Annotated in this window: 20 protein-coding genes; 10 read left to right on the plus strand and 10 right to left on the minus strand. The window is 40.5% G+C overall.

All coding sequences use genetic code 11. The features are described from left to right. Position 1: 1 nt before the first annotated feature. Complete coding sequence (locus tag LV85_RS07205; RefSeq protein ID WP_111317637.1) at positions 2 to 388, plus strand: hypothetical protein; 387 nt, start codon at positions 2 to 4, stop codon at positions 386 to 388. Here the strand turns inward: LV85_RS07205 and LV85_RS07210 are convergent. Together LV85_RS07210 and LV85_RS07215 are read right to left on the minus strand one after the other, a co-directional pair. After that, a complete protein-coding gene (locus LV85_RS07210) occupies positions 369 to 1301 on the minus strand; it encodes an ROK family protein (RefSeq protein ID WP_111317640.1) in 933 nt (310 codons plus the stop codon). The two genes, LV85_RS07205 and LV85_RS07210, sit on opposite strands and share 20 nt — an antisense overlap. 46 nt (positions 1302 to 1347) lie before the next feature. After that, the gene (locus LV85_RS07215) at positions 1348 to 1836 is read right to left on the minus strand and encodes a YkgJ family cysteine cluster protein (RefSeq protein ID WP_111317900.1); all 489 of its coding nucleotides are present in this window, start codon (positions 1834 to 1836) and stop codon (positions 1348 to 1350) included. Between the two features lie 110 nt (positions 1837 to 1946). Here LV85_RS07215 and LV85_RS07220 point away from each other — a divergent pair, with 110 nt between their 5' ends. After that, positions 1947 to 2321 (plus strand): arsenate reductase family protein, encoded by a 375-nt coding sequence (locus tag LV85_RS07220; RefSeq protein WP_111317642.1) that lies wholly within the window; start codon positions 1947 to 1949, stop codon positions 2319 to 2321. On the opposite strand, the gene LV85_RS07225 is transcribed toward LV85_RS07220, so the two are convergent. Beyond that, positions 2299 to 3135, minus strand: a complete 837-nt coding sequence (locus tag LV85_RS07225; protein WP_111317903.1) for a CvfB family protein — start codon at positions 3133 to 3135, stop codon at positions 2299 to 2301. The genes LV85_RS07220 and LV85_RS07225 overlap by 23 nt on opposite strands. Before the next feature lie 175 nt (positions 3136 to 3310). Here LV85_RS07225 and LV85_RS07230 point away from each other — a divergent pair, with 175 nt between their 5' ends. Further along, positions 3311 to 4201: a 3-hydroxybutyryl-CoA dehydrogenase gene (locus LV85_RS07230; protein WP_111317645.1), complete on the plus strand. Its 891-nt coding sequence runs from the start codon at positions 3311 to 3313 to the stop codon at positions 4199 to 4201. A gap of 6 nt (positions 4202 to 4207) precedes the next feature. Then, the gene (locus LV85_RS07235) at positions 4208 to 4825 is read left to right on the plus strand and encodes a deoxynucleoside kinase (protein WP_111317648.1); all 618 of its coding nucleotides are present in this window, start codon (positions 4208 to 4210) and stop codon (positions 4823 to 4825) included. A gap of 64 nt (positions 4826 to 4889) precedes the next feature. On the opposite strand, the gene LV85_RS07240 is transcribed toward LV85_RS07235, so the two are convergent. Further along, positions 4890 to 5537, minus strand: coding sequence for a DUF7255 family protein (locus tag LV85_RS07240; RefSeq protein WP_111317650.1), 648 nt, complete (start codon positions 5535 to 5537; stop codon positions 4890 to 4892). A gap of 401 nt (positions 5538 to 5938) precedes the next feature. Between LV85_RS07240 and LV85_RS07245 the strand changes: the two genes are divergently transcribed. Together LV85_RS07245 and LV85_RS07250 are read left to right on the plus strand one after the other, a co-directional pair. Next, complete coding sequence (locus LV85_RS07245) at positions 5939 to 6274, plus strand: Hpt domain-containing protein (RefSeq protein WP_111317653.1); 336 nt, start codon at positions 5939 to 5941, stop codon at positions 6272 to 6274. Between the two features lie 27 nt (positions 6275 to 6301). After that, entirely contained in the window at positions 6302 to 8668 is a 2367-nt protein-coding gene (locus tag LV85_RS07250; RefSeq protein WP_111317655.1) for a S9 family peptidase, read from the plus strand. 703 nt (positions 8669 to 9371) lie between these two features. Here the strand turns inward: LV85_RS07250 and LV85_RS07255 are convergent. From LV85_RS07255 to LV85_RS07280, 6 genes are all read right to left on the minus strand, one after another. Further along, positions 9372 to 9602 carry an acyl carrier protein gene (locus LV85_RS07255; RefSeq protein ID WP_111317657.1) on the minus strand — a complete coding sequence of 77 codons (231 nt, stop codon included), beginning with the start codon at positions 9600 to 9602 and terminating at the stop codon, positions 9372 to 9374. Between the two features lie 66 nt (positions 9603 to 9668). After that, on the minus strand, positions 9669 to 12827 hold the full coding sequence (locus LV85_RS07260) for an efflux RND transporter permease subunit (RefSeq protein ID WP_111317660.1): 3159 nt from the start codon (positions 12825 to 12827) through the stop codon (positions 9669 to 9671). A gap of 3 nt (positions 12828 to 12830) precedes the next feature. Continuing rightward, the gene (locus LV85_RS07265) at positions 12831 to 13883 is read right to left on the minus strand and encodes an efflux RND transporter periplasmic adaptor subunit (RefSeq protein WP_111317663.1); all 1053 of its coding nucleotides are present in this window, start codon (positions 13881 to 13883) and stop codon (positions 12831 to 12833) included. A gap of 19 nt (positions 13884 to 13902) precedes the next feature. Then, positions 13903 to 15270, minus strand: coding sequence for a TolC family protein (locus LV85_RS07270; RefSeq protein ID WP_111317666.1), 1368 nt, complete (start codon positions 15268 to 15270; stop codon positions 13903 to 13905). 72 nt (positions 15271 to 15342) lie between these two features. Then, positions 15343 to 15804 (minus strand): GbsR/MarR family transcriptional regulator, encoded by a 462-nt coding sequence (locus tag LV85_RS07275; protein WP_111317669.1) that lies wholly within the window; start codon positions 15802 to 15804, stop codon positions 15343 to 15345. Positions 15805 to 15932: 128 nt separating this feature from the next. Then, complete coding sequence (locus LV85_RS07280) at positions 15933 to 16325, minus strand: winged helix-turn-helix transcriptional regulator (RefSeq protein ID WP_111317671.1); 393 nt, start codon at positions 16323 to 16325, stop codon at positions 15933 to 15935. A gap of 117 nt (positions 16326 to 16442) precedes the next feature. Here LV85_RS07280 and LV85_RS07285 point away from each other — a divergent pair, with 117 nt between their 5' ends. From LV85_RS07285 to LV85_RS07300, 4 genes are all read left to right on the plus strand, one after another. Then, a complete protein-coding gene (locus tag LV85_RS07285; RefSeq protein WP_111317674.1) occupies positions 16443 to 16799 on the plus strand; it encodes a DoxX family protein in 357 nt (118 codons plus the stop codon). 134 nt (positions 16800 to 16933) lie between these two features. Next, on the plus strand, positions 16934 to 17497 hold the full coding sequence (locus LV85_RS07290) for a helix-turn-helix domain-containing protein (protein WP_111317677.1): 564 nt from the start codon (positions 16934 to 16936) through the stop codon (positions 17495 to 17497). A 278-nt stretch (positions 17498 to 17775) separates the two neighbouring features. Further along, a complete protein-coding gene (locus tag LV85_RS07295) occupies positions 17776 to 19563 on the plus strand; it encodes a 3-keto-disaccharide hydrolase (RefSeq protein WP_111317680.1) in 1788 nt (595 codons plus the stop codon). 18 nt (positions 19564 to 19581) lie between these two features. Continuing rightward, positions 19582 to 21507, plus strand: coding sequence for a c-type cytochrome (locus tag LV85_RS07300; RefSeq protein ID WP_111317682.1), 1926 nt, complete (start codon positions 19582 to 19584; stop codon positions 21505 to 21507). Positions 21508 to 21632 lie beyond the last annotated feature (125 nt).

Here is a 21632-nt window from a genome sequence, read left to right on the forward strand (position 1 = left end):
CATGAATAGAAACCTTTTGCTTTTCACAGCACTATTTCTTGCTGTCAGTTTTTCATGCAGCTTCAAAAGAGATACAGGAAGCATCAATATCGAAAACTGGAAAGCTGACCGATACGGCTGCAAAGGTTTAAGATTACAGGATTTGGAAGAGCTTGAGCGATTGAAGCATTCCTACTTGGGCGTCAACAATCAAGCCTTAATCAAAACATTCGGTCGTCCCGATCGAGTGGAGTTGGTAGACAAAAGCCAAACATTTTTCTTCTATTTCCTGGAGCCAAGTGGCAATTGTGATCAGGTAGAAATAGAAAAAGAACCCCTAAGAGTTCTTTTTCGACTAAATGCTGTAAGTAAGGTTTCTGAGGTAACTATTACAAACCAGAACCCATAAAACACAAGGCAGCTGCTCCCAACGTACCTGCGTTATTTTCTAATGTTGCTTTTTTCAACACCAAGTCTTTGCCGTAATACTGCGTCAAATATTGCTTGATGGTACGATCTAGCGTAGGCATCATAAATTCTAAACCGGCAGAAATCCCACCACCGAAATACACTTCAGTCACATCTAAAATTCGAATTGCCGAAACGATAGCTTCTCCAAGTATCCTCGCCACTTCTTCGAAAACCATCAAAGAAACCGGATTGCCAGCCTTAGCTGTATCCACGAGAAGATGTGTTCCTAGCTCTGCTCCTACTAAGACTCCCGCTTTCTCTGGGTATGCCTCTATCAAACGCGACATAATATTCAATATACCTTGCCTGCCTACGAGAGTCTCTAACCGTGCTGCTCCTTTAGAAAGCATATGTCCCATTTCCATGGCATTTCCACGAGATCCTTTGAATACTTCTCCATCTAGCACCAAGGCACTTCCAATACCAGTACCCATTGTGATGAAAAGGAAATTCTGAGCAGGATCCTCTTTGCCAAAATAGAACTCTCCGATTGCTGCGGCTGCGGCATCATTCTCTAAGTAAAATGCGTAGCCAGGAAATTTCTTTTCAAGCCCACCTTTCAAATCAAAGCCATTTAAAGCCGGTATAGCTGGGATTTCCAATGCAGTAGTCCGATCCTTAGAAATCATGCCCGGTAGGCCTATTCCAACTTCTTTTACCTGTGGATATTTGTTCAGATATTTCTCCAAACCAGCAATAAATGCTGGCCCAAAGCCTTCAGGATGATCACGATATGGAGTGGTATTCTCTTTTTCAAAGTCCAAAATATTGCCTTCCTTATCGACAAGACCGATTTTCAAATGGGTTCCCCCCACATCCACTCCTAGGAAATGTGATTCCTGATTTTGCATAGTATTATTAATAGGTTTACGATTTCAAAAAAGCAAAAGAATTGCATTACTTCCTATAATCCTTCCCAATCTGCTGGAAAATTTTGAAAACTGCAGGACAAACGAGTGTATTTTTAAGTGAAAGCTCCAAAATACCATGCATTTTTTTACGATTGGTATGTGGATACTCTCTGCAGGCTTTGGGACGATCCTCATACACGAGGCACTTGTTGTCCGCACCAAGAAAAGTACAAGGTGAAGAATTTAGTACAAAATCCCCTTCTTCATCTCTATGCAAATAAGTATCAATGAACGCAGAACTCTTCATTCTAAAGACTTTTGCCAAGCGATCTATATCTGTATTCAAAAAGATGGGGCTGGTAGTCTTACAGCAATTTGCACAGTCCAAGCAGTCTATTTCACTAAAAGCATCCTCATGCAATTCTTCAAAACGTTCATCCAAAACCTTAGGCTTCACTTTTCTTAGCCTAGCCTTCAATTTTTGATTAGAAGAATATTCTGATCTACTCTCTTTACCGAAATTTATAAGGTCTATTTCCAATTTATTTGGAAGTTATATTATGTAAAAAAGCTATTTGAGAAAATTAATTCTTTTATAACCAATAGATTTTCAGTATCTTAATAAGCATTTAAACCCTAGTAAACATGAAAACTCACCCTTCAGAATTGTATTTCTACCATTCTCCAAGCCAGTTGGTGGATAAACAAACGCTCGCTTATGCAAAGTCAATCTCTCAATTTATCAAAACAATTGACCTTAGTAAAGAAAGGTTGACTCCCACGCAATGGCATAGCTTATTGCGCAAACTTAATCTCAGAGCTAAGGATCTTCTCAACAGAGCGCATCCAGATTATCAACAATTCATAGCAGGCAAAAACTGGGATGATGAAAGCTGGCTTAATATCTTGATCAAATCACCTAACCTGATCAAAGCTCCTATTGCCAGTATTCGTAGCAATGCCATTCTCTGCATTACTCCTACTGATATTCTGAAGCTTAATTCGTTGCGTTTAGTCTAATCCCATCAGCTTCGATCAGAATCATTCTCGCTTTGTATAGCTGACCTATGCATTGCTTGAAATGCTTCTTACTCATGCTCAATTGCTCCTGAATTGCCTCAGGAGCAGATTTATCATTCAAAGGCAAAAAGCCTTTTGATTCTAGTATCGCCAATATTTTTTCGGAACCCTCATCGTATTTTACGCGACCAGGAGCCAATAATTGTAAATCCAATTTGCCGTCCTCACGGTTTTTTTTGATATATACTTTCCGGACCTCTCCAAGCTCCAATGGCTGGAAAACTTCATTTTTGAAAAGCAGCCCCTCGTATTCACTGTCTATTAATACTTTGAAGCCAAGTTCGGTTTCTTCGAAAATCATCCCTTCAAGCTCCTTGCCTTCTTCCCAATCATAGGGAGCCAAACGCATAAAATCCTTATACTTATTTACTCCTATTAGGCGATTGGTCTTAAAATCAACACAGATTTTTATCAAGTATTTCTGTCCTACTTCCATGTTTTTACCCATCTCAGAATTTGGAACAAAAAGATCCTTAGGCAATCCCCAATCTACAAAAGCACCAAAAGAAGTGACCTCTTTGGCTTCCAAAACAGCAAATTCATCGAGCAGCGCCAATGGCTTTTGGGTCACAGCCACAGGCCGATCCTCGCTATCGGTGTACACAAATACTTCGATCTCGTCGCCTTCCTTCTCTTCACCTGTTAGGTATCCTTTAGGAAGTAAGAGCTCTTCGCCAGAACTGAGGGCTAGGTAAGCTCCAAAGTCTGTAAATCTATTGATGGGTAATTTTGAGATTAAACCAAGTTCATTCATAGCCCAAAGGTAGGCATTAATCGGAGTTTGAAACTGCACTTTTGACACAAACAAGCCCAGAATCGGAAGTTAAAAAATTGGATTTGGGCAGAGTCGGAATTAGCTTTGAACTCTTCGTATGAGGAAATCCGTTGAAATAAACCCAAATACTATCTTTAATTTTAATCACCGCATTATGAAAAATATCTCAGTTATTGGTTCTGGCACCATGGGAAATGGTATTGCCCATGTATTTGCGCAGCATGGCTATGCCGTCAGCCTGATCGATATCAAGCAGGAATTCTTGGACAAAGCCCTAGCTACAATCACAAAAAACCTAACCAGACAGGTGAGCAAAGAGTTGATTTCTGAAGAGGAAAAAAATGCCGCATTAGGAAGAATCCACACCTTCACTAATCTGGAAGCTGGTGTGAAATCAGCTGATCTAGTGGTAGAAGCAGCTACGGAGAACATGGATCTGAAGCTAGATATTTTTAGAAAAATAGATGAATTCAGCCCAGAATCAGCTATTCTGGCGAGTAATACTTCATCAATTTCCATCACCAAAATAGCAGCTGTAACTAAGAGACCTGAGCAAGTCATTGGCATGCATTTCATGAATCCTGTTCCGGTGATGAAGCTTGTAGAAGTGATTCGCGGATATGCAACTTCAGACGAGGTGACTGCTAAGATCATGAGTCTTTCAGCAGATCTATCCAAAGATCCCGTAGAAGTGAATGATTACCCGGGTTTTGTAGCCAATAGAATTCTGATGCCAATGATCAACGAAGCTATTTACAGCCTATTTGAGGGAGTAGCAGGAGTGCATGAAATAGATACAGTAATGAAGCTTGGAATGGCACATCCTATGGGCCCTTTGCAGTTGGCTGATTTTATCGGCTTAGATGTATGCCTATCCATTCTTAGAGTACTTCACGAAGGCTTTGGAAACCCAAAATATGCTCCTTGCCCACTCCTAGTCAATATGGTAGAAGCTGGTTTCAAAGGAGTAAAATCGGGTGAAGGCTTTTACAAGTACACAGCTGGAAGCAAAGATGCGATAGTTTCTCCTCGCTTCAGTAAGTAAGGCACTATGCATCTCGCTGTAGCAGGAAATATAGGAAGTGGAAAAACCACTCTTACCGAAAAACTAGCCAAACACTATGGCTGGAAAGCTGAATTTGAAGCTGTAGATGGAAACCCATATCTAGCTGACTTCTATGAAGACATGAAGCGTTGGTCTTTTCATCTTCAAGTGTATTTTCTCAATTCCAAATTCAATCAAATCAAAGTGATTCAGGAGAGTAAAGTGCCTACGATTCAGGATAGAACCATCTATGAGGATGCTTACATTTTCGCCGCCAATCTCTACAAAAGCAAGTTATTGACAGAGCGGGATTACGAAAATTACCAGAGTCTATTCAAAAGCATGATTGCGCATGTCAAGGCTCCCGATCTATTGATTTATCTCAAAGCTGATATCCCAAAGCTGGTAGGTCAGATAGAAAAGCGTGGCAGAAGCTATGAGACGACCATGCGAATAGATTATCTCAAAAACCTCAATACCCATTACGAAGAATGGATAGCTGGCTATACCGAAGGCAAACTATTGATTATAGATGTCAACAACCTTGATTTTGTGGAAAATCCAGATGATTTCTCTTTTGTGGTAGAAAAGGTGGAACGGGAGATTTTCGGCTTGTTTTCTTAAGCTCAGAAAGAGGTTATTTACCACAAAGAATCAAAGAACGTAAAAATACTATACGGTAAGATTTTCAGCCTTGGTATTTCCGTTTAAACCAATTCAAAAGCATCTGACGCTGCTCTTCTTTGGGGTTGATCAGCAGCTGATCTAGGCGCTTCAAGGATCCGCCTGTCATGAGCGTTTCGAATGGCGTTATGCGGAATAACTTATAGCCATGAATCCTTGTTTGCAGGTCAAACTGAGCATCATTATACGCACTAAGTTTCCAGCCTACAGCACCATTTCCTGAGAAATCTCCTGCTTCACTTGGTTCTCCAAAACAATGCTTTGCAATAGGAGCTCCATTCCAGATTCTATGTTGCATACCTGCTTTCAAACAGTCTTTCTCATAGCTCCTACACAGCCGTTTTTGAGTTTCTACAAAGGGAAAACTCATCTCCGAATAAAAATCTGATCTAAAGGTAATTAGCCTATATCTATTAAAGTGTAGTTCTTCATCATAGACAAACAAATTCCGATTGATTTTAAAATCAAATTTCAATTTTTCTAGCAAAGGGAATCTACCAACTCCACCCAAATCCTCATAGATCTCAGCGAGCCAGTTTCGTCCTTTTTCATCCAAGAATTTCGGTTCTAATTCTAATTCAAAATCCCGCTCAAAATCCACCTCTCCCTCACGTAAGATAAGGTCTAGCTGTCGGGTCATTAAGTTATCCATTGACTTGGTTTTAGCTCAGTAAGGTTACCGAGAATGTATGTGTAATAAGAGTCTAGTGCAGAATTTCACTTCCTACTCCAACTCATTTCCTGAGGATTGCTCTACTTTCCCTTTGGAACCTGGAAAGGTTGTTCGCTGGGAAATATCATACCCGATCCAGCACAGGATCAGCATAAATATCACAAACAGGATCAAAAATATTTTCTTATTTCTCTGCATTCCGTAATTAATAGCTGTCTTGAATACCCGCAAAATTAACCAATCATAAGAGATCTAAGACCATTGCTCATGAATTATTGAAAGTGACTAGCAGAAAAATCATACTTTTTAAGAAATGTGGTTAATTTTAGGAATATAGACCAAACCCACTTTTTACATAGAACAACCCGTTTTATCCACTCATGTATCAATTAATAAGCGAACAATCCATTTATCAGTACTTTGGCGAAGATGAACCAGAGATGATTAAAGAAATGGTTCAGATAATTTTAGACACAAATATCAAAAATTTGAAGGAGATGAATAAAGCTCCAAGTCAAGAGGATTTCAAATCCATAAAACAATGCTGTCACAAAGCTAGGCCCTCTATGATCTATATTGGAGCGCATAACACACATAGAACCTTGGAAGAAATTGAAAATAATCCTGACAAATACCAAACTTTAAACGAAAGCCTTCAAGCCCAACTACTGGCAATAGAAACAGAACTGCATCAGTTTCTAGAAGCACTTAATTAATATCAGAATAAACCAACCCATACAATTATGAAGCAAAAACTGCTGTTTCTGCCTTTGCTCTGCATTATCCTTATACAAGCTCAGGCACAGTCAACCTTAAGTGTAGAATACATTATGAGAGATCCTGCATGGATGGGCACATTCCCTTCCAATGCGTCTTGGTCTGATGATTCTCAAACTATTTACTTCCGATACAATCAAGATAAGGATCCTGCAGATTCCCTTTATAAGCTAGGATTGGCCGAAAAGAGTAAGATCTCTAAAGTGACTTGGAAAGAGTTAAAATCCAACGAGCGTGACGATCAAGACTTCAATGCGGATAGATCCTTGAGAGTATACCTCTGGGATAAAAAGCTCATGCTGGAAGATATGGGGACAAACACTTCTGAAATGCTCATAGAATGGCCTGAAAACCTTGGCAACCCAAAGTTTCTGGCAAACGAGCAAGAAATTGCATTCAGTTCGAAAAGCAATATTTACATCTGGAATAGAGCTACCAAGTCTGTAAGACAAGCGACCAATATCTCTACTGGCCCAAAACCTAAGGATAAGTCCAAAGACGAGGATAAGGAAGATTGGCTAGAATCAGAAAACTTAGAGCTTCTCAGTGTGGTGAATGAGCGCAAGGAAAAAGCAAAGATGCGTAAAGATTACCGTGATGCTTTCAATGAATCTGAGGATGAGGAATTTGTTTACTACACTGACGGAAAATCTCCGGGAAACCTGCAATTGTCTCCTGACGGCAAGTTTGCAACATTTTCGATCTACAGCCCTTCGCAAAACAAAAACACGAAAGTGCCGGATTATGTAGATGCATCTGGATATACAGTCGATCTCAATGCACGTTCGAAAGTAGGTAATGAACCTACTAAAGTGGAAATTGGAATTTATGATTTGCATCGCGACTCCGTTTATTTCCTAAGCGCCGCAGATCTTCCTGGTATCACAGATTTGCCAGATTACGTGAAAGATTATCCTGACAAAACTTGGGAAGAAAAGGAAAGAGATGTGATGTTCTCTAGTCTGAATTTCTCTCCAGATGGCAAAAATGCTATCGTAAATATCGGCTCCGCGGACAATAAAGACCGATGGATCGCTGCTGTAGATTTGCAGACTGGAAAATTAACGACCCTAGATCGTCAAAGAGACGAAGCATGGATCTCAGGCCCAGGGATTGGTAGATCATTTTACGGAGGAACCTTAGGCTGGCTTCCTGACAATAAGCATATCTACTTCCAATCTGAGGAAACAGGCTATTCGCATCTTTACCTGTTAGACATTACTACAGGCAAGAAGAAAGCACTCACTTCAGGAAAGTATGAGGTGTTTTCACCTTTCCTTTCTAAGGATAAAAAATCATGGTATCTGACTACTTCCGAAGTAGACCCAGGCGAGCGTCACTTCTACAAGATGCCTGTCATGGGTGGAAAAATGGAGAAGCTTACCTCAATGACTGGTAACAATGATGTTTCTCTTTCTCCAGATGAGAAAAAGCTGGCCATCATTTACTCCTATAGTAACGTACCAGCAGAGCTATACATCCAAGACAATAAAGTTGGAGCGAAAGCTGAGAAATTAACTTCTGGTCAAAGTGAAGAATTCAAAGCCTACAACTGGAGAGATCCACAGTTGGTGAAGTTCACAGCAGAAGATGGAGCTCAAGTTCCTGCAAGATTATATAAGCCAGATCCAGCCAAAAGCAATGGTGCAGCAGTGGTATTCGTACATGGTGCTGGTTACCTACAAAACGTCCACAAATGGTGGTCAAGTTACTTTAGAGAATACATGTTCCACAATCTCTTAACAGATTTGGGATATACAGTACTGGATATTGACTACCGTGGATCTGCGGGTTACGGTCGTGATTGGAGAACAGGTATATATCGTCACATGGGGGGAAAAGACCTTTCCGATCAAGTGGATGGGGTAAAATACCTTGTCGCTTCTCATGGTGTAGATCCCGAGCGAGTTGGGCTGTATGGTGGAAGTTACGGTGGATTCATCACGCTGATGGCGCTGTTTAACGCTCCAGACACTTTCAAATCCGGTGCTGCACTGCGCTCCGTAACTGATTGGGCACATTACAATCATGGTTACACAGCCAACATCCTGAACACACCTGAGGAAGATCCTATCGCATTTCGTCGTTCCTCTCCTATTTACTTTGCCGAAGGCCTAAAAGGAAACTTACTGATGGCGCATGGTATGGTCGATGTGAATGTTCACTTCCAAGATGTAGTGAGACTTTCTCAGCGTTTTATTGAGTTAGGCAAAGACAACTGGGAAATGGCGATCTATCCTGTGGAAGATCACGGATTCGTAGAACCAAGTAGCTGGACGGACGAGTACAAGAGAATTTTGAAGCTGTTCAATAACACACTGCTCGAGGAATAACATTCAATCTCAAGAATGCACAATGGCTGGTCATACGATCAGCCATTTTTTTTGGAGGAGCGGAATTTTTGGTATCTAATGTCTTTTAGAGTTGTTAGTCAAACCGAGGTTAGACTAAAGATAGAAATAACCAAATACCATTTCCTGCTGTGTCTTTAGATTGGAGAAATAAAAAAAGCGCCCAGGGTACGCTCCATATATGCCCAGAATGAGCGTAGCGAAAGGCTGGGTGATGGAAAGAGTATAAAGTTTTCAGTCGCAGTCCCAGTCGCCGGCAAACCTAACCTGCCCCCTGTTTTAGCTGGAGGAAAAGGGATACCAAGGTTGTTTTTGATGTTAACCAAATTATTGGTTTCGGAGTTGGTGAGGAAAAACAAGCGCCAAGAACGCGCTCGGCATTTACCCAGTAAGGATGATTCAAGCCAGCTATATTTATTTTCACCCTAAAATCACAAATTCAAAGATTCACCGAACCTTTCAGGCCTAAATACTGTAAACCATAAGCAATGACAGGATTTAGGTCTTGCTGCTCACACGGAGAGTAAGGCTTTTCTCTTTTAGTTTAGTTGACTACGTCATTGTTGGGGAAGGTTTCTTTGGAAGCCTTCCCTTTCTTTTTACAATTAAGGCACAAAAAAGAGTCCCAGACATCTAGGACTTTTTTCGGAAAGTACGAGCGAAATTTCTTTCGCCCCTACTATTTCTAACTCATCAACAATTCAATAATCTGGGCGGGTGCTTTCACACCTTCAACTTTGTCGTCTGCTATCTGCTTTCTCAATTCGTACTCTAGTTCGAAGATCAAACCAGAGACAAATACCTTGTCCATTCGTAGATCACTATCGAATGAAGCATATTTTCTTTTTCCTGTCAGGTCTATTCCATATTGATGGAAGACCTTAGAGATTTTGCGTAAATCAGTATAATTTTTCATTGGGTATGTAGTTAAAAACCCTTGCTAATCTTGCTGATCAGCAAGGCTCATATATTCAATTTTAGCCTAAACGTAAGCCGCTGCTTCAGATTCAAATTCCTCCACATTGGTATCTTCTAGTTCTATGTGCTTCTTCTCGCCTTTACCTATTTTCACCATAAATCTGTCAAACAGGTAATAGATCACAGGCACCACGATCAAGGTCAGAAACATGGAAGAAAGCAAACCACCGATGATCACCCATGCCAAGCTATTTTTCCACTCAGCACCAGCACCAGTAGCCAAGGCAATCGGCATCATACCAATCACCATCGCAATGGTCGTCATCAAAATCGGACGGAATCTAATCTTAACAGCTTTCTGAAGGGCAGCCTTTACCTCTACTCCTTCTTCTTTCAATTGATTAGTGAAATCGACTAAAAGAATCGCATTTTTTGCAACTAATCCCATCAACATAATCAAACCCATAATAGAGAATATGCTGAGCGTTCCTTTAGTAAGCGCCAAGGCAAGCAATGCTCCAATCAGTGCCATAGGAAGTGAGAACATCACTACTAATGGATAGACATAGGAATCATAAAGCGCAACCATGATCAAATAAATCAAGATAATCGAAGCCAATAAGGCTATGCCTAAAGAGCCAAAACCTTCCGCTTGGTTTTTCATATCACCATCATAGTTGATTTGAACCTGCTGAGGAAGTGTCATCGCGTCTATAGCGGCTGTCAATTCTGCACCGACTGTACCTGAAGGAACACCGGCTACCTGCGAGGTGATTTTCACAGAAGAAACCCTGTCTCTACGCTCTAGCTTAGTTGGACCTTCCGATTGACGAACCTGAGCAAACTGCTCTAGTTTCACCAATTGTCCATTTTTATTGAGGAAAGTTAGATTCTGAACATCTGCCATCGACTGACGGTCAAATTCATTCAATCTCACCAGGATGTCATATTCGTAGTCACCATCGGTGTATTTGGAATCATCGTTGCCGTTGAATGCTACCTGAAGAGCACCACCCACCATATCCATGGAAAGGCCAAGTTCATTCATTTTGTAGCGATCTACTTCCACTCGGATTTCTGGGTTACCATCTTCGAGTGAGCTTTCGATCTTACGAGTACCAGTCAAACCAGCTAGAATTCCTTCGATCTTCTCAGAAACTAAACGAATGGAATCTTTATCAGGACCTGAAACAATCACCTGAATAGGCGCATCATTCGCAGTACCCATAATCGAGATCGGAACTCCAGTATATTCAGCGCCAGTGATATTCTCTTCCAGGTAATTTTCTAGGTTTCTAGCATAATCAGGTCCAGACATAGATCTGAATTCAGGTTCTACCAGTTTCACCAAAATCTCAGAAGTAAAAGGAGAAGATTGGGAACCTGTGAACTGCCCACTAGCTACACCAACTGTTGTAAATACTTCAGTGACTTCCGGTAGCGTTCTCAAGTAATCTTCTACCTCACGAGTTTTGAAGTTAGTCTGCTCTAGCGTAGCATCTTTTGGAAGCTCTAGTCTAAGCAAAAATTCACCTCTATCTCCTTCAGAAACGAATTCTGAACCTATAAAACCTTTGATCACAAGGAAGAAGGAGGAAATAAATAGAACTACAGTAATTCCTAACAAAGCTGCCTTATGTGCAAAACCCCACTTCAGTATATCTATCATCCAATCAACAAAAGCATCTAAACCTGCTTCAAATCCATAGACGATTTTCCCAAAGAATGAATTTTTATCCAAATGCTCCAGCTTCGAAAACCTGGATGTGAGCAGCGGAATGAGTGTAAATGCGACCAATAAAGAGATCAGTGTAGCCGTAGCCACGGTGATACTAAACTGTGCTAAAATACCTCCAATCAATCCTCCGGTCATAGCCAGTGGTACGAATACTACGATAATTACTAAGGTGATGGAAACTACAGTGGCACCGATTTCTCGAACACCATCATAGGATGCCTGGGCAATGGTTTTACCCATTTCCAAGTGACGGTAAATGTTTTCAATAACCACAATTGCATCATCGACAAGGATACCTACCACAAGGGAAAGGGCCAACAATGACATCAAGTTCAGGGTAAAACCAGCCAAGAACATTACAGTGAATGTTGCCACAATAGAGGCTGGAACTGCTACCATTACGATGATAGCATTTCGAATACTATGCAAGAACAATAGCATGATCATAGCCACCAATACAATCGCAATTATCAAATCTGTAATCACATGATTTGCTGCCTCCAAAGTAAATTCAGAGGTGTTTTGAGAAATCTGGAATGATACTCCTTCTTTAGTATAGGTTTGCTCTAAAATACTAAGTTCATTGACCAACACATCAGAAACCTCAACTGCGTTAGCGTCAGACTGCTTTTGAACGGTAAGGCCAATGGCCGATTTACCGTTTAATCTTGTCAAAATATCTTCGTCCTTATAGGAATCCTCTACCTCTGCTACTTCTTTCAACTGGATTGGGGATTCATCCTTACGGTAGGCAATCACTAGATTTTCTATATCCTGAATAGACTGAAACTTTCCTGCAAGGCGAATTAAAACCTGCCCTTCATTATCCTTTAATCGGCCTGTTGGGAAATCTAAATTACTCGCATTAATAGTCTGGGCAACAGTGATTGGCGAGATACCGTAGCCATCCAACTTGTTTCTATCCAAGTTTACTTTGATCTCACGCTCTGTACCGCCGAGCATATTCACCTGAGCGACACCTTTGATCTGAGCCAACGAAGGCTGGATCTTATTTTTAATCAAATCATAAAATTCCGAGGGGTTCAGATCTGAATAAACGGCCAACTGCATAATAGGCAAATCGTCCAGATCAAACTTACCCAAACTTGGAGGGTCAGCATCTTCAGGAAGATCTCCCAAGATGGCATTGATTTTACGCTGTGCATCTTGCATGGAATAATCTACATCAGCTCCAGCTTCAAGCTCAATAGTTATAATTGATACACTCTCCTGAGAGATAGAATTCATGGATTTGATGCCTTCGAGAGAAGCTACAGCATCCTCAATCTTTTTCGTCACTGAAGTTTCCACTTCTGAAGGCGCGGCACCAGGATAGATCGTAGAGATGGTCACCACATTGGTTTCCATCTTTGGCAAAAGCTCGTACGAAAGCTGAGAGTAGGAAAATAAGCCCAGCAGTGTCAGTACGGTAAACAGTACGACCACCATGGTCGACCGTTGTATCGATATTTTAGTGATTTGCATAGTTTACTGTACTTTGACTTTGGTTCCTTCTTTCACATTGATCAGACCAGAAGCAATTACTTCGTCACCTGATTTTAGTCCATCTAGGACCTCTACTGTTCCATCGTCAAGTGGATTGATTTTGACTGGCTGATATGTTGCCAGGCCGTCTTTGATCAGGTAAACTCCCGGATCTTTTAAACTTCCAGAAATAGACTTTCTGTTGATTTTCAAAACTTGCTCTTCCTGAGAAAACATAAACTGAGCAGTACCAAACATACCTGGCTTGATCTGATCCTGATTTTTGCTGTTCATGATCAGCTCCACCTCGTATTTGAAAGAAGCATCGGCCTTATCTGAAATGAAATGTACTTTTCCAGTAAAATCCTGATTAGACATCGCGTTTACTCTTACTGCGATCTCATCGCCCTTCTTCACTTTGGAGATTTCGGATTCAGTGACATTCACAGATAATTTCAAAGGATTCTTATTGATGATATCTACCAAAGCCATCCCAGGGCTTACTAAAGTCCCTAATTCATAATAATCCTCATTGATGAAACCAGAAATCGGTGCTGTCACCTGCGTGTCATCCAGTCTTTTCTTCAATGCTCCCAATTGCGCATCAGCTATTTTGAAAGCCTTTTCGTTTTCTTCCAACTGCTTCTTGGTGATTGCGTCAGTTGCTGCAAGATTTTCAAAGCGCTTCAAGTCCTTTTCTGCTTGGTCTCTATTCAATTTTGCAATAGTGTATTCCGAACGGATCAGACGATCATCGATCTGTACGATCAGGTCTCCTCTTTTCACGTAGTCACCTTTTCTTTTTTGGATCTTCACGATCGCTCCAGAAGTCTCAGACATCAGTTTCAATTCCTGAGATGGTTCAAAAATCCCGTTTGATTGAAAATTCCTATTGACAGTCTTTTCTTCTACTTTCTCCACAGTTACGGAGATGTACTCACTAGACTTCATGGCAAGCGTTGCTGCCTCATTCATTTCTGTCTTATTATTATATAGCGTGAAGGCTACTGCACCCACTCCCACCAGAAGTAAGGCTACGATTATTAATTTCTTCATTGTTGGTATGAGTTTTCTATTAGAGTAAAAGGTTTGAGATTTTTCCAGTTGAATTCAGAATCTCCAATTGAGCGATCCGAACTTGGATGATTTGATTGTTATAATTTGCCTGAGCTTCGCGCTGGGTAGTTTCTGAATCCAAAAGGTCAGTCAGTGGACTTAGGCCTTCTTTATACAGTAGGTTCGTATCTTTCAGCACGTCATTTGCCAGTTCCAAATTGCCAGAAAGTGACTCTAGCGTACTCATGGAGCTGAAATACTTATTTACAGCATTTTGATATTCAAGATTTGCGGCATCTTCTGCTTGGATCTTATCTAAGTTCAATTGCTGTGATTTCACCTTAGATTGAGCCGCTTTTGATTTAGTCTGTAAACCATCGAAAATTGGAATCTCTAATTTTAAACCGATCAAAAACCCTTGATACCATACTTTACTCTGACTCATAAAGTCAAAAGTTTCGGAGTAAGCATTCTTGTTGAAATCTGCGAATCCAACCAACTGAGGCAAATGTTCTGCTTTGATGTTTTTATAATCATACTCGTAAAGCTTTTGCTGTATACCGAGTAACTGAATGTCCTTACGATCGAAGGGATTGAAATCTCCAACAGAAAAATTTTCAACTTTTTTGCTTAAATCAGCCACTGTTCTATCCAATATCATCGGAGTATCTACCGGTATTCCCATCAACAATTTCAGATAGCCTTCTCTTTGATAAATCGCGATTTTTAAGTTTTCCAACTCAGACTGAATGGAGGTCAGATTAACTTTCACTCGATTAAGGTCAACTTTACGCGCAAGGTCATTCTCATATTGAGATTCTAGGATTTTCTGCAGAGAAGTCAGCTGGTCGATATTAGCCTGCAAATTTTCCTTTTGCAGTTCTAACTGAATAGCTCCTAGATAATTCATCGAAATATCATGGATCACATCTTCTTCAGATTGCATCGCAAGAACTCGATAAAATTCTTCACCAGTTTTTGCAGCTTTCAAACCGATGAGGTATGAATTGCTAAAAATCAACTGATTAACTCTAGCTCCAGCTTGCAGACTTTGAGGAACACCTAGAGAGATCACTTCAATATCTCCTGGATCTCCTCCGAAAATACCTCCAGGTACTGCCTGAGGATATACATCTATAAAATTATTGTACCCTCCATAGGCTGAAATTTGAGGAAGGCCCGCCCCTCTTATTTCATTTCGCTGATACTTTGCCTTCTCTTCATCCAGAATAGCCTTTTTAAGTGTGCGGTTATTTTGCAAACCTATATTGATACTCTCCTTAAATGTGAGTGTATCTGGAAGACTAAAATCATCCACTTGTTCTTGTGCAATTCCTATCACTGGAGCTAAGAGAAAGAATGCATACGTTAAATACTTCTTTAACATGTTGTTGAATAATAGTTGGTTATAAAATATATAGTTGGTTCTGTATTTACTAAACTAAGTAGTTAAATTTTTTTAAGCTTGCTGTCTTTTAAAACGATCAAACAAGGCTGGAATTTCCTTTTTGAAGAAGCCTAAAAAATTAGAAAAGTCTTTCATATTGCAGTTGAATTCTGGATTCTTATCCGTTCTAATTTCTAATACTTCATCTATGAATTTCTGGATCTCAGAAATGTTTTCTAAATCTTTTTGGAAGTCCTCCCTCCAATCGCTCACCTTCAGAGCAAAATATCTTTTACGATCACCTGGACGTGTAGAATAAACACATCTTCCTTTAGCCTGAAGGAAAGTAAGCGCATTACTCACCGCACTTTTACTAACCCCAAGTTGCTCCACTATTTCATCGAAGGATACTTCACCTTCTTCGTGTACCAAAAGCAATCCGATGATTCTACCTACTAACGGCTGCATTCCTTTGTGCTCATGGAAAACGCCAATTCGCTCGATCAGTTCCTTATGTTTTTCAGTTAATACCATGTTTTTTTATTTGGGTTATGCTCTGATAACGGGACAAAGATAAACAAAGTTCAGTTAGTTCTGCAAATACAGAACAAAGTTTTATGTAATATTTTTTGCAACCTAATTGCCACCTCTTTTTAGAAAGTTCAACCTAAATGATCCTTATTTATTGGTTGCTTCAATAAATCGTCTCCGAAAATCCTTCTTCTATGATTTTCTCCCCACAGATGGAGCGCAGCGATTACATCTTTGAGCGTCTCACCGTATTTGGTCATCGTGTATTCAACAGTCACGGGAAAAGTATCATACACTGACCGCTTCACTAGCTGGTTCAATTCCAAATCCCGAAGTTCTTTCGAAAGCATACGATCAGTAATCCCTGGAACTTGTTTAGAAATTTCCGAAAACCGTTTGTACCCATGCAGTAGTGCGACGATGATTGGCAGCTTCCATTTCCCATTCAATACATCCAAGGCATCCTGAACTGGCCGAATAATTCCTGTGCATTGCGTGTGATTTGACTTATCTAACTTTTCCATAATATCAGTTTACATGTAATTAGGCTATACTATACCGAAGTATAGTGCTATACTTTGGTATAGTACTTACAAATGTATAGCTAATTACCATATGTTTGCAAAAAATATTTCAAGCTTATGACAAACAAAATAATTTATTGGACAGCCACCTCACTGGTTTCATTGATGATGCTTTTCAGCGCCTATGCCTATTTCACCGATCCTAATGTTTCAGCTGGCTTTACTGCTATGGGATTTAAAGATTTCTTCCGAATTGAATTAGGAATTGCCAAAATTCTAGGCGCACTTGTACTACTGATTCCAGTTTCCCCGAAACTCATTAAAGAATGGGCTTATGCCGGATTTGGTATCACTTTCATTTCAGCTTTCATAGCTCATTCAGCAAATGGAGATCCCGTTTCGGCTATGATCATGCCTTTGGTAGCACTTGCTTTATTGGCAGTTTCGAGAATATTCCAAGCAAAAATCAGTTAAAATAAAATATCTCACCATGAAAAGCATCTTAGGATAAATCCAGGATGCTTTTCGTTTTTTTGGCTCCTATCTCTGCAGGATCGTGAGAACTAATAGTGGATTTTAAACATTTATAGTTAAACACACACCACAAGATGCCTGAGCTTTATATCAAAAATATGGTCTGCCCTAGATGCATTGCTTCTGTCAAAGAAGTTATGTACCAGTTAAATCTCCCTTACTCCTCCATCGAACTGGGTAAAATAAAAGTAGATTTTCTCCCAACGAATTCGCAGAAGTCACTACTCGCAGAACAATTGCATTCGAGAGGGTTAAAACTATTGGAAGAAGGAAAAGCCACTCTAATTTCTCAGATCAAAACCATATTGATAGAGCAGATTCAGCATTCTGATGAAAATTTGACTGAAAACTATTCCAGTTATATCTCCGAAAAACTCATGCATGAATATACTTATCTGAGCAGACTGTTTTCTCAGGTGGAAGGTGTAACCATTGAAAAGTATATTACCAAATTGAAAATTGAACGAGTGAAGGAATTGATTTTTTACAATGAGAAAAGCCTGTCAGAAATAGCCGATCTTCTAGGCTATAGCAGTGTAGCATATCTCTCCTCACAATTCAAAAAAGAGACTGGAATGACACCCAGCTTTTTTAAAAAGCATAACGGAAAAAATAGAAAAAGCCTGGATCAAATTTAATCCATCTGATTGAGACTGGAATATCATTTATAGCTTAAGCTATTGGATTAAGCAGAGGATGAGCTTAGATAATTATGTATCAAATGAGTTTTTCTTGCAGAAAGAACTTGAGCGTTTATCTTTGAGCCCGAAAGAAAAATCCTAAAACAGATTACACGAATATATGCCTGAAGCATTATTTCGATTGCGTTCCAATTATTGATGTCCATGCATTGTATTTCGAGAATCTGCATTTTTTCTCTTAAACCTAATTCAATTAATTAACCCCTCAAATTCACATGATTTTGAAAAAACATGTTTGCTTGTTAACTGCTGCTCTGGCTATTCAGATCGGCTCTTTGCAAGCACAGCAAAATCCTGTCAAGCTAAACTTAGACTCCTTCCAAGGAAACAAAGGCAGCTGGTCAGAAGTAGGAAAAGTCTGGGCAGACCCAGCTGTTCTTAATGAACTTCAATCCGATGAAGGCACAGGCATCCTTGCTAATATTCCTACCAAGAAAAAGCATGGAGCAGATATCATTTCTACCGACAAATATGGAGATGTTGATCTTTCGCTAGAATATATGGTGGCTCCAGGTTCTAATTCAGGAGTATATCTTCAGGGTAATTATGAAATCCAAATCCTAGATAGCTGGACAGCGCAGACTACCAAACCTGGTGATAATGGTGGAGTCTATCAACGATGGGACGAGAGCAAGCCTGAGGGCCAAAAAGGTTATCAAGGATATGCTCCTCGTCAGAATGCAAGCAAAGCACCTGGTGTTTGGCAAAAGCTGGATGTTTCTTTTCAAGCTGCGAAATTCGATGCTGCTGGAAAGAAAATCGAGAATGCACGATTCCTTTCAGTTAAACTCAATGGCGTAACTATTCACGAAAACTTAGAAGTTTTCGGCCCTACTCGTGGGGCTTTGACTGGAGAGGACGTAGCAGAAGGTCCACTAAGAATCCAAGGTGATCATGGTGCTGTAGCTTTCAGAAATATTGAAATCACGCCATTCAATGCGAAGACTCCAAGCGTATCCAATGTAAGTTATGAAACCTATCAAGGTTCATTCAATAACTTAGAAGAGTTATCAGGCAAATCAGCTCTAGCTACAGGAACTGTTGCTTCTTTAGTAGAAGTTCCTACTTCTGTATCTGATGTCAATTTGACTAAATACACTGCAAACCTCAATGTAGCCGAAGCCGGTGAATACCAAATCACCCTTCAGGTTCCTGGTGGATTAGCTGGTTTCGCTCTTGGAAGTGAAAGCATATCTGATCTTTCCAATAGAGGAGTTAGAGTTAAAAAGCAATTTAAAGCTGGTGACAATCCTATCCAGATCATTGCTTCAAAAAACAGAAACTGGTCAGTAGATGGTTTCAACTTAGCCATTTCAGGCCCAGGGCTGCGAAATACAAATCTTTTGGTTTCGGAGGCTGGTGCTTCCCAAGATACCGATCCGATTTTAGTAGATGCTGATGAAACTCCAGTTTTGCGAAGCTTCCGTGATTATCCGGGATCGAAAAGATTGAGTCATGTAGTTTCAGTTGCTAGCAAAGAGCAGGTGAACTATGCTTATGATATGGAGACAGGCACTTTGATTCAATTGTGGAGAGGTGAATTCCTAGACGCTACCCCTATGTGGAATAGCCGTGGAAATGGTGTTTCTGTGCCACGCGGTGCTCTGATTAATTTGAGCAATCCAGTAGTAAATGCTGTAAGCAGCGATTACTCTAGTTCGGAAGATTTCAGAACCAAAGGTTACCAGTTAATGAACAGCTCAGAGGACATCATTTTCTCATACCTACTTGCTGGACAAACTGTGAAGGATGAGATCAAAGTATTGGAATCTGGAAAGGGAATCAACAGATCTGTTTCTGGTATAGCCAAAGGCTTTTACAAAGTAGCTGCGGGTGCTGAAATTCAAAAGATCAAAAAAGGCTATTATTTATTGCCTGAAACTGGTGTTTACCTGGAATACGATGAGTCTACTTATGGAGCTCCAGAGACACATTCTACAGATGGCAATGCCGGTATTTACTTGCCTGCAAAGGGAAACATCGTTTACAATCTTCTCTTTTAATCCAAGGACAGCGCAAAGATGAAAACACTATTTAAGAACAAAATCACAAAAATTGCCTTTGGACTAGCAGCTGTAATTCAGCTCATGCCTGGGCAAGTAGATGCACAGGAATCCCCAAAAGAAGAGGATTTCTTTAAAATCATGCGAGTTACTGCTCCAGAAGGCACTCTTTTGGAAGTAGGTGGTATGACCATGTTGCCAAATGGCGATCTAGGTGTAGCTACTCGTAGAGGAGATGTATTTATCGTAGAAAACCCAACTAGCTCTAAGCCTTTCTTCAGAAAGTTTGCTTCTGGTCTTCATGAGATTCTTGGACTTCACTACGAAGACGGTGCATTCTACATGGCTCAGAGAGGCGAGCTAACCAAGCTGGTAGATACAGATCAAGATGGAACGGCTGATTTATATGAGACAGTTTACGCGTGGCCGATTTCTGCTCATTACCACGAATATAGCTTTGGTCCTAAAGTCGGTCCTGATGGATCCTTCTTCGTTTCTGCAAACGTCGCGTTTGGTGACCAGGAATGGTGGAGAGGCGAAAGCCGAGTTCCCATGAGAGGTTGGATCATGAAGATCAACCGTGATGGAACTATGGAGCCTTATGCTACGGGAATGAGATCTCCAGCTGGCTTGGGTATGCTTGGCGATAAGCTAGTCTATACAGAAAACCAAGGTGATTACATGGGTTCTGGTGGACTTTGGTTTATCGACAAAGGTGATTTCACAGGACATCCTGCTGGTTTGGCTTGGACTGGACTTCCAAATTCTCCTTTGAAATTAACAGCTGAGGAATTCAACAAGGTCGTTGATCCTCAAAAGATACCTAATGGAACTGGTGGATTTAAAAAGCCTGAAAACGTAATTGATGTTCCATATATCACCATGGCGCAGGCAAAAGAACAACTTCCTGACTTGAAGCTTCCAGCAGTTTGGTTACCTCATGGTATTCAGGGCATTTCCAACTCTGAACCTATAGTAATACCTGAAGGTTATTTTGGTCCTTTTGAAGGCCAGGTGCTGGTAGGTGATCAGGGTCAAAGTAAGATCATGCGGGTCATCCTTGAAGAAGTAAATGGCGTAATGCAAGGTGCTTCTATCGATTTCAGATCTGGTTTCCAGTCTGGAATTTTGAGAATGGTATGGGCACCAGACAAGTCTTTGTTTATCGGTGAGACCAACCGTGGTTGGGGTTCTGCTGGTGAAGCCAATGAAGGTTTGCAACGTCTAGTTTGGAATCACAATATTCCTTTCGAAATGAGAACTGTCAAAGCACAGCCTGATGGATTTTTGATTGAATTCACCAAGCCAGTTGACAAGGCTTCTGCCGAAGATTTGACTTCATATACTGTGGAAAGTTTCACCTACAAATATTTCCCTGTTTACGGAAGTCCTCCAGTGGACAACAAAACCTTGAAAATACTTGGGGTGGAAGTTGCAGCAGATGGTATGTCAGCGAGAATAGCAGTAGAAGGTCTGCGAGAGGATTATGTTCACAAGCTTAGCGTCAACGGCGTTCGTGCGGTGGAAGGAAGCTTTTCTATTGTACACCCTGATGCTTATTACACCTTGCATAATATTCCTGCTGGTGCCAAAATGGTCATCAAAACTCCTCCAGCTCCAGAGCCTGCAAAGCAAGTAGCGGCGACCAAACTAGTTCCAGCAAAGGTTAAACCTGCAGTGGCGGCAGTTCCAACAGAAGTAGAGATCAAGGCAATCTTGGCCAAAAACACCTGTACTGCTTGTCATCAAACGGATAAAAAATTAATTGGACCAGCCTATACAGATGTGGCGAAAAGAAGATATTCAGATGAGAAAATTGTCGAATTGATCTATAATCCTCAGCCTCAAAACTGGCCTGACTACCCTACCGAAATGCCTCCAATGGCTCAGGTATCAAAAGAAGATGCTATGAAAATCGCGAAGTGGATTAATTCCTTGAGATAAAATAGTCAACAACCTATAGTCCATTGACGGCTGCAGTTAATTATTAAGGCTTAGCGATTCAATTCGCTAAGCCTTTTTTAATTTTTATGTGGCTAGAAAATCACGAACGCCTACCAGAGTGACTC

The sequence above is a fragment of the Algoriphagus chordae genome, assembly GCF_003254055.1.
GTDB lineage: Bacteria > Bacteroidota > Bacteroidia > Cytophagales > Cyclobacteriaceae > Algoriphagus > Algoriphagus chordae.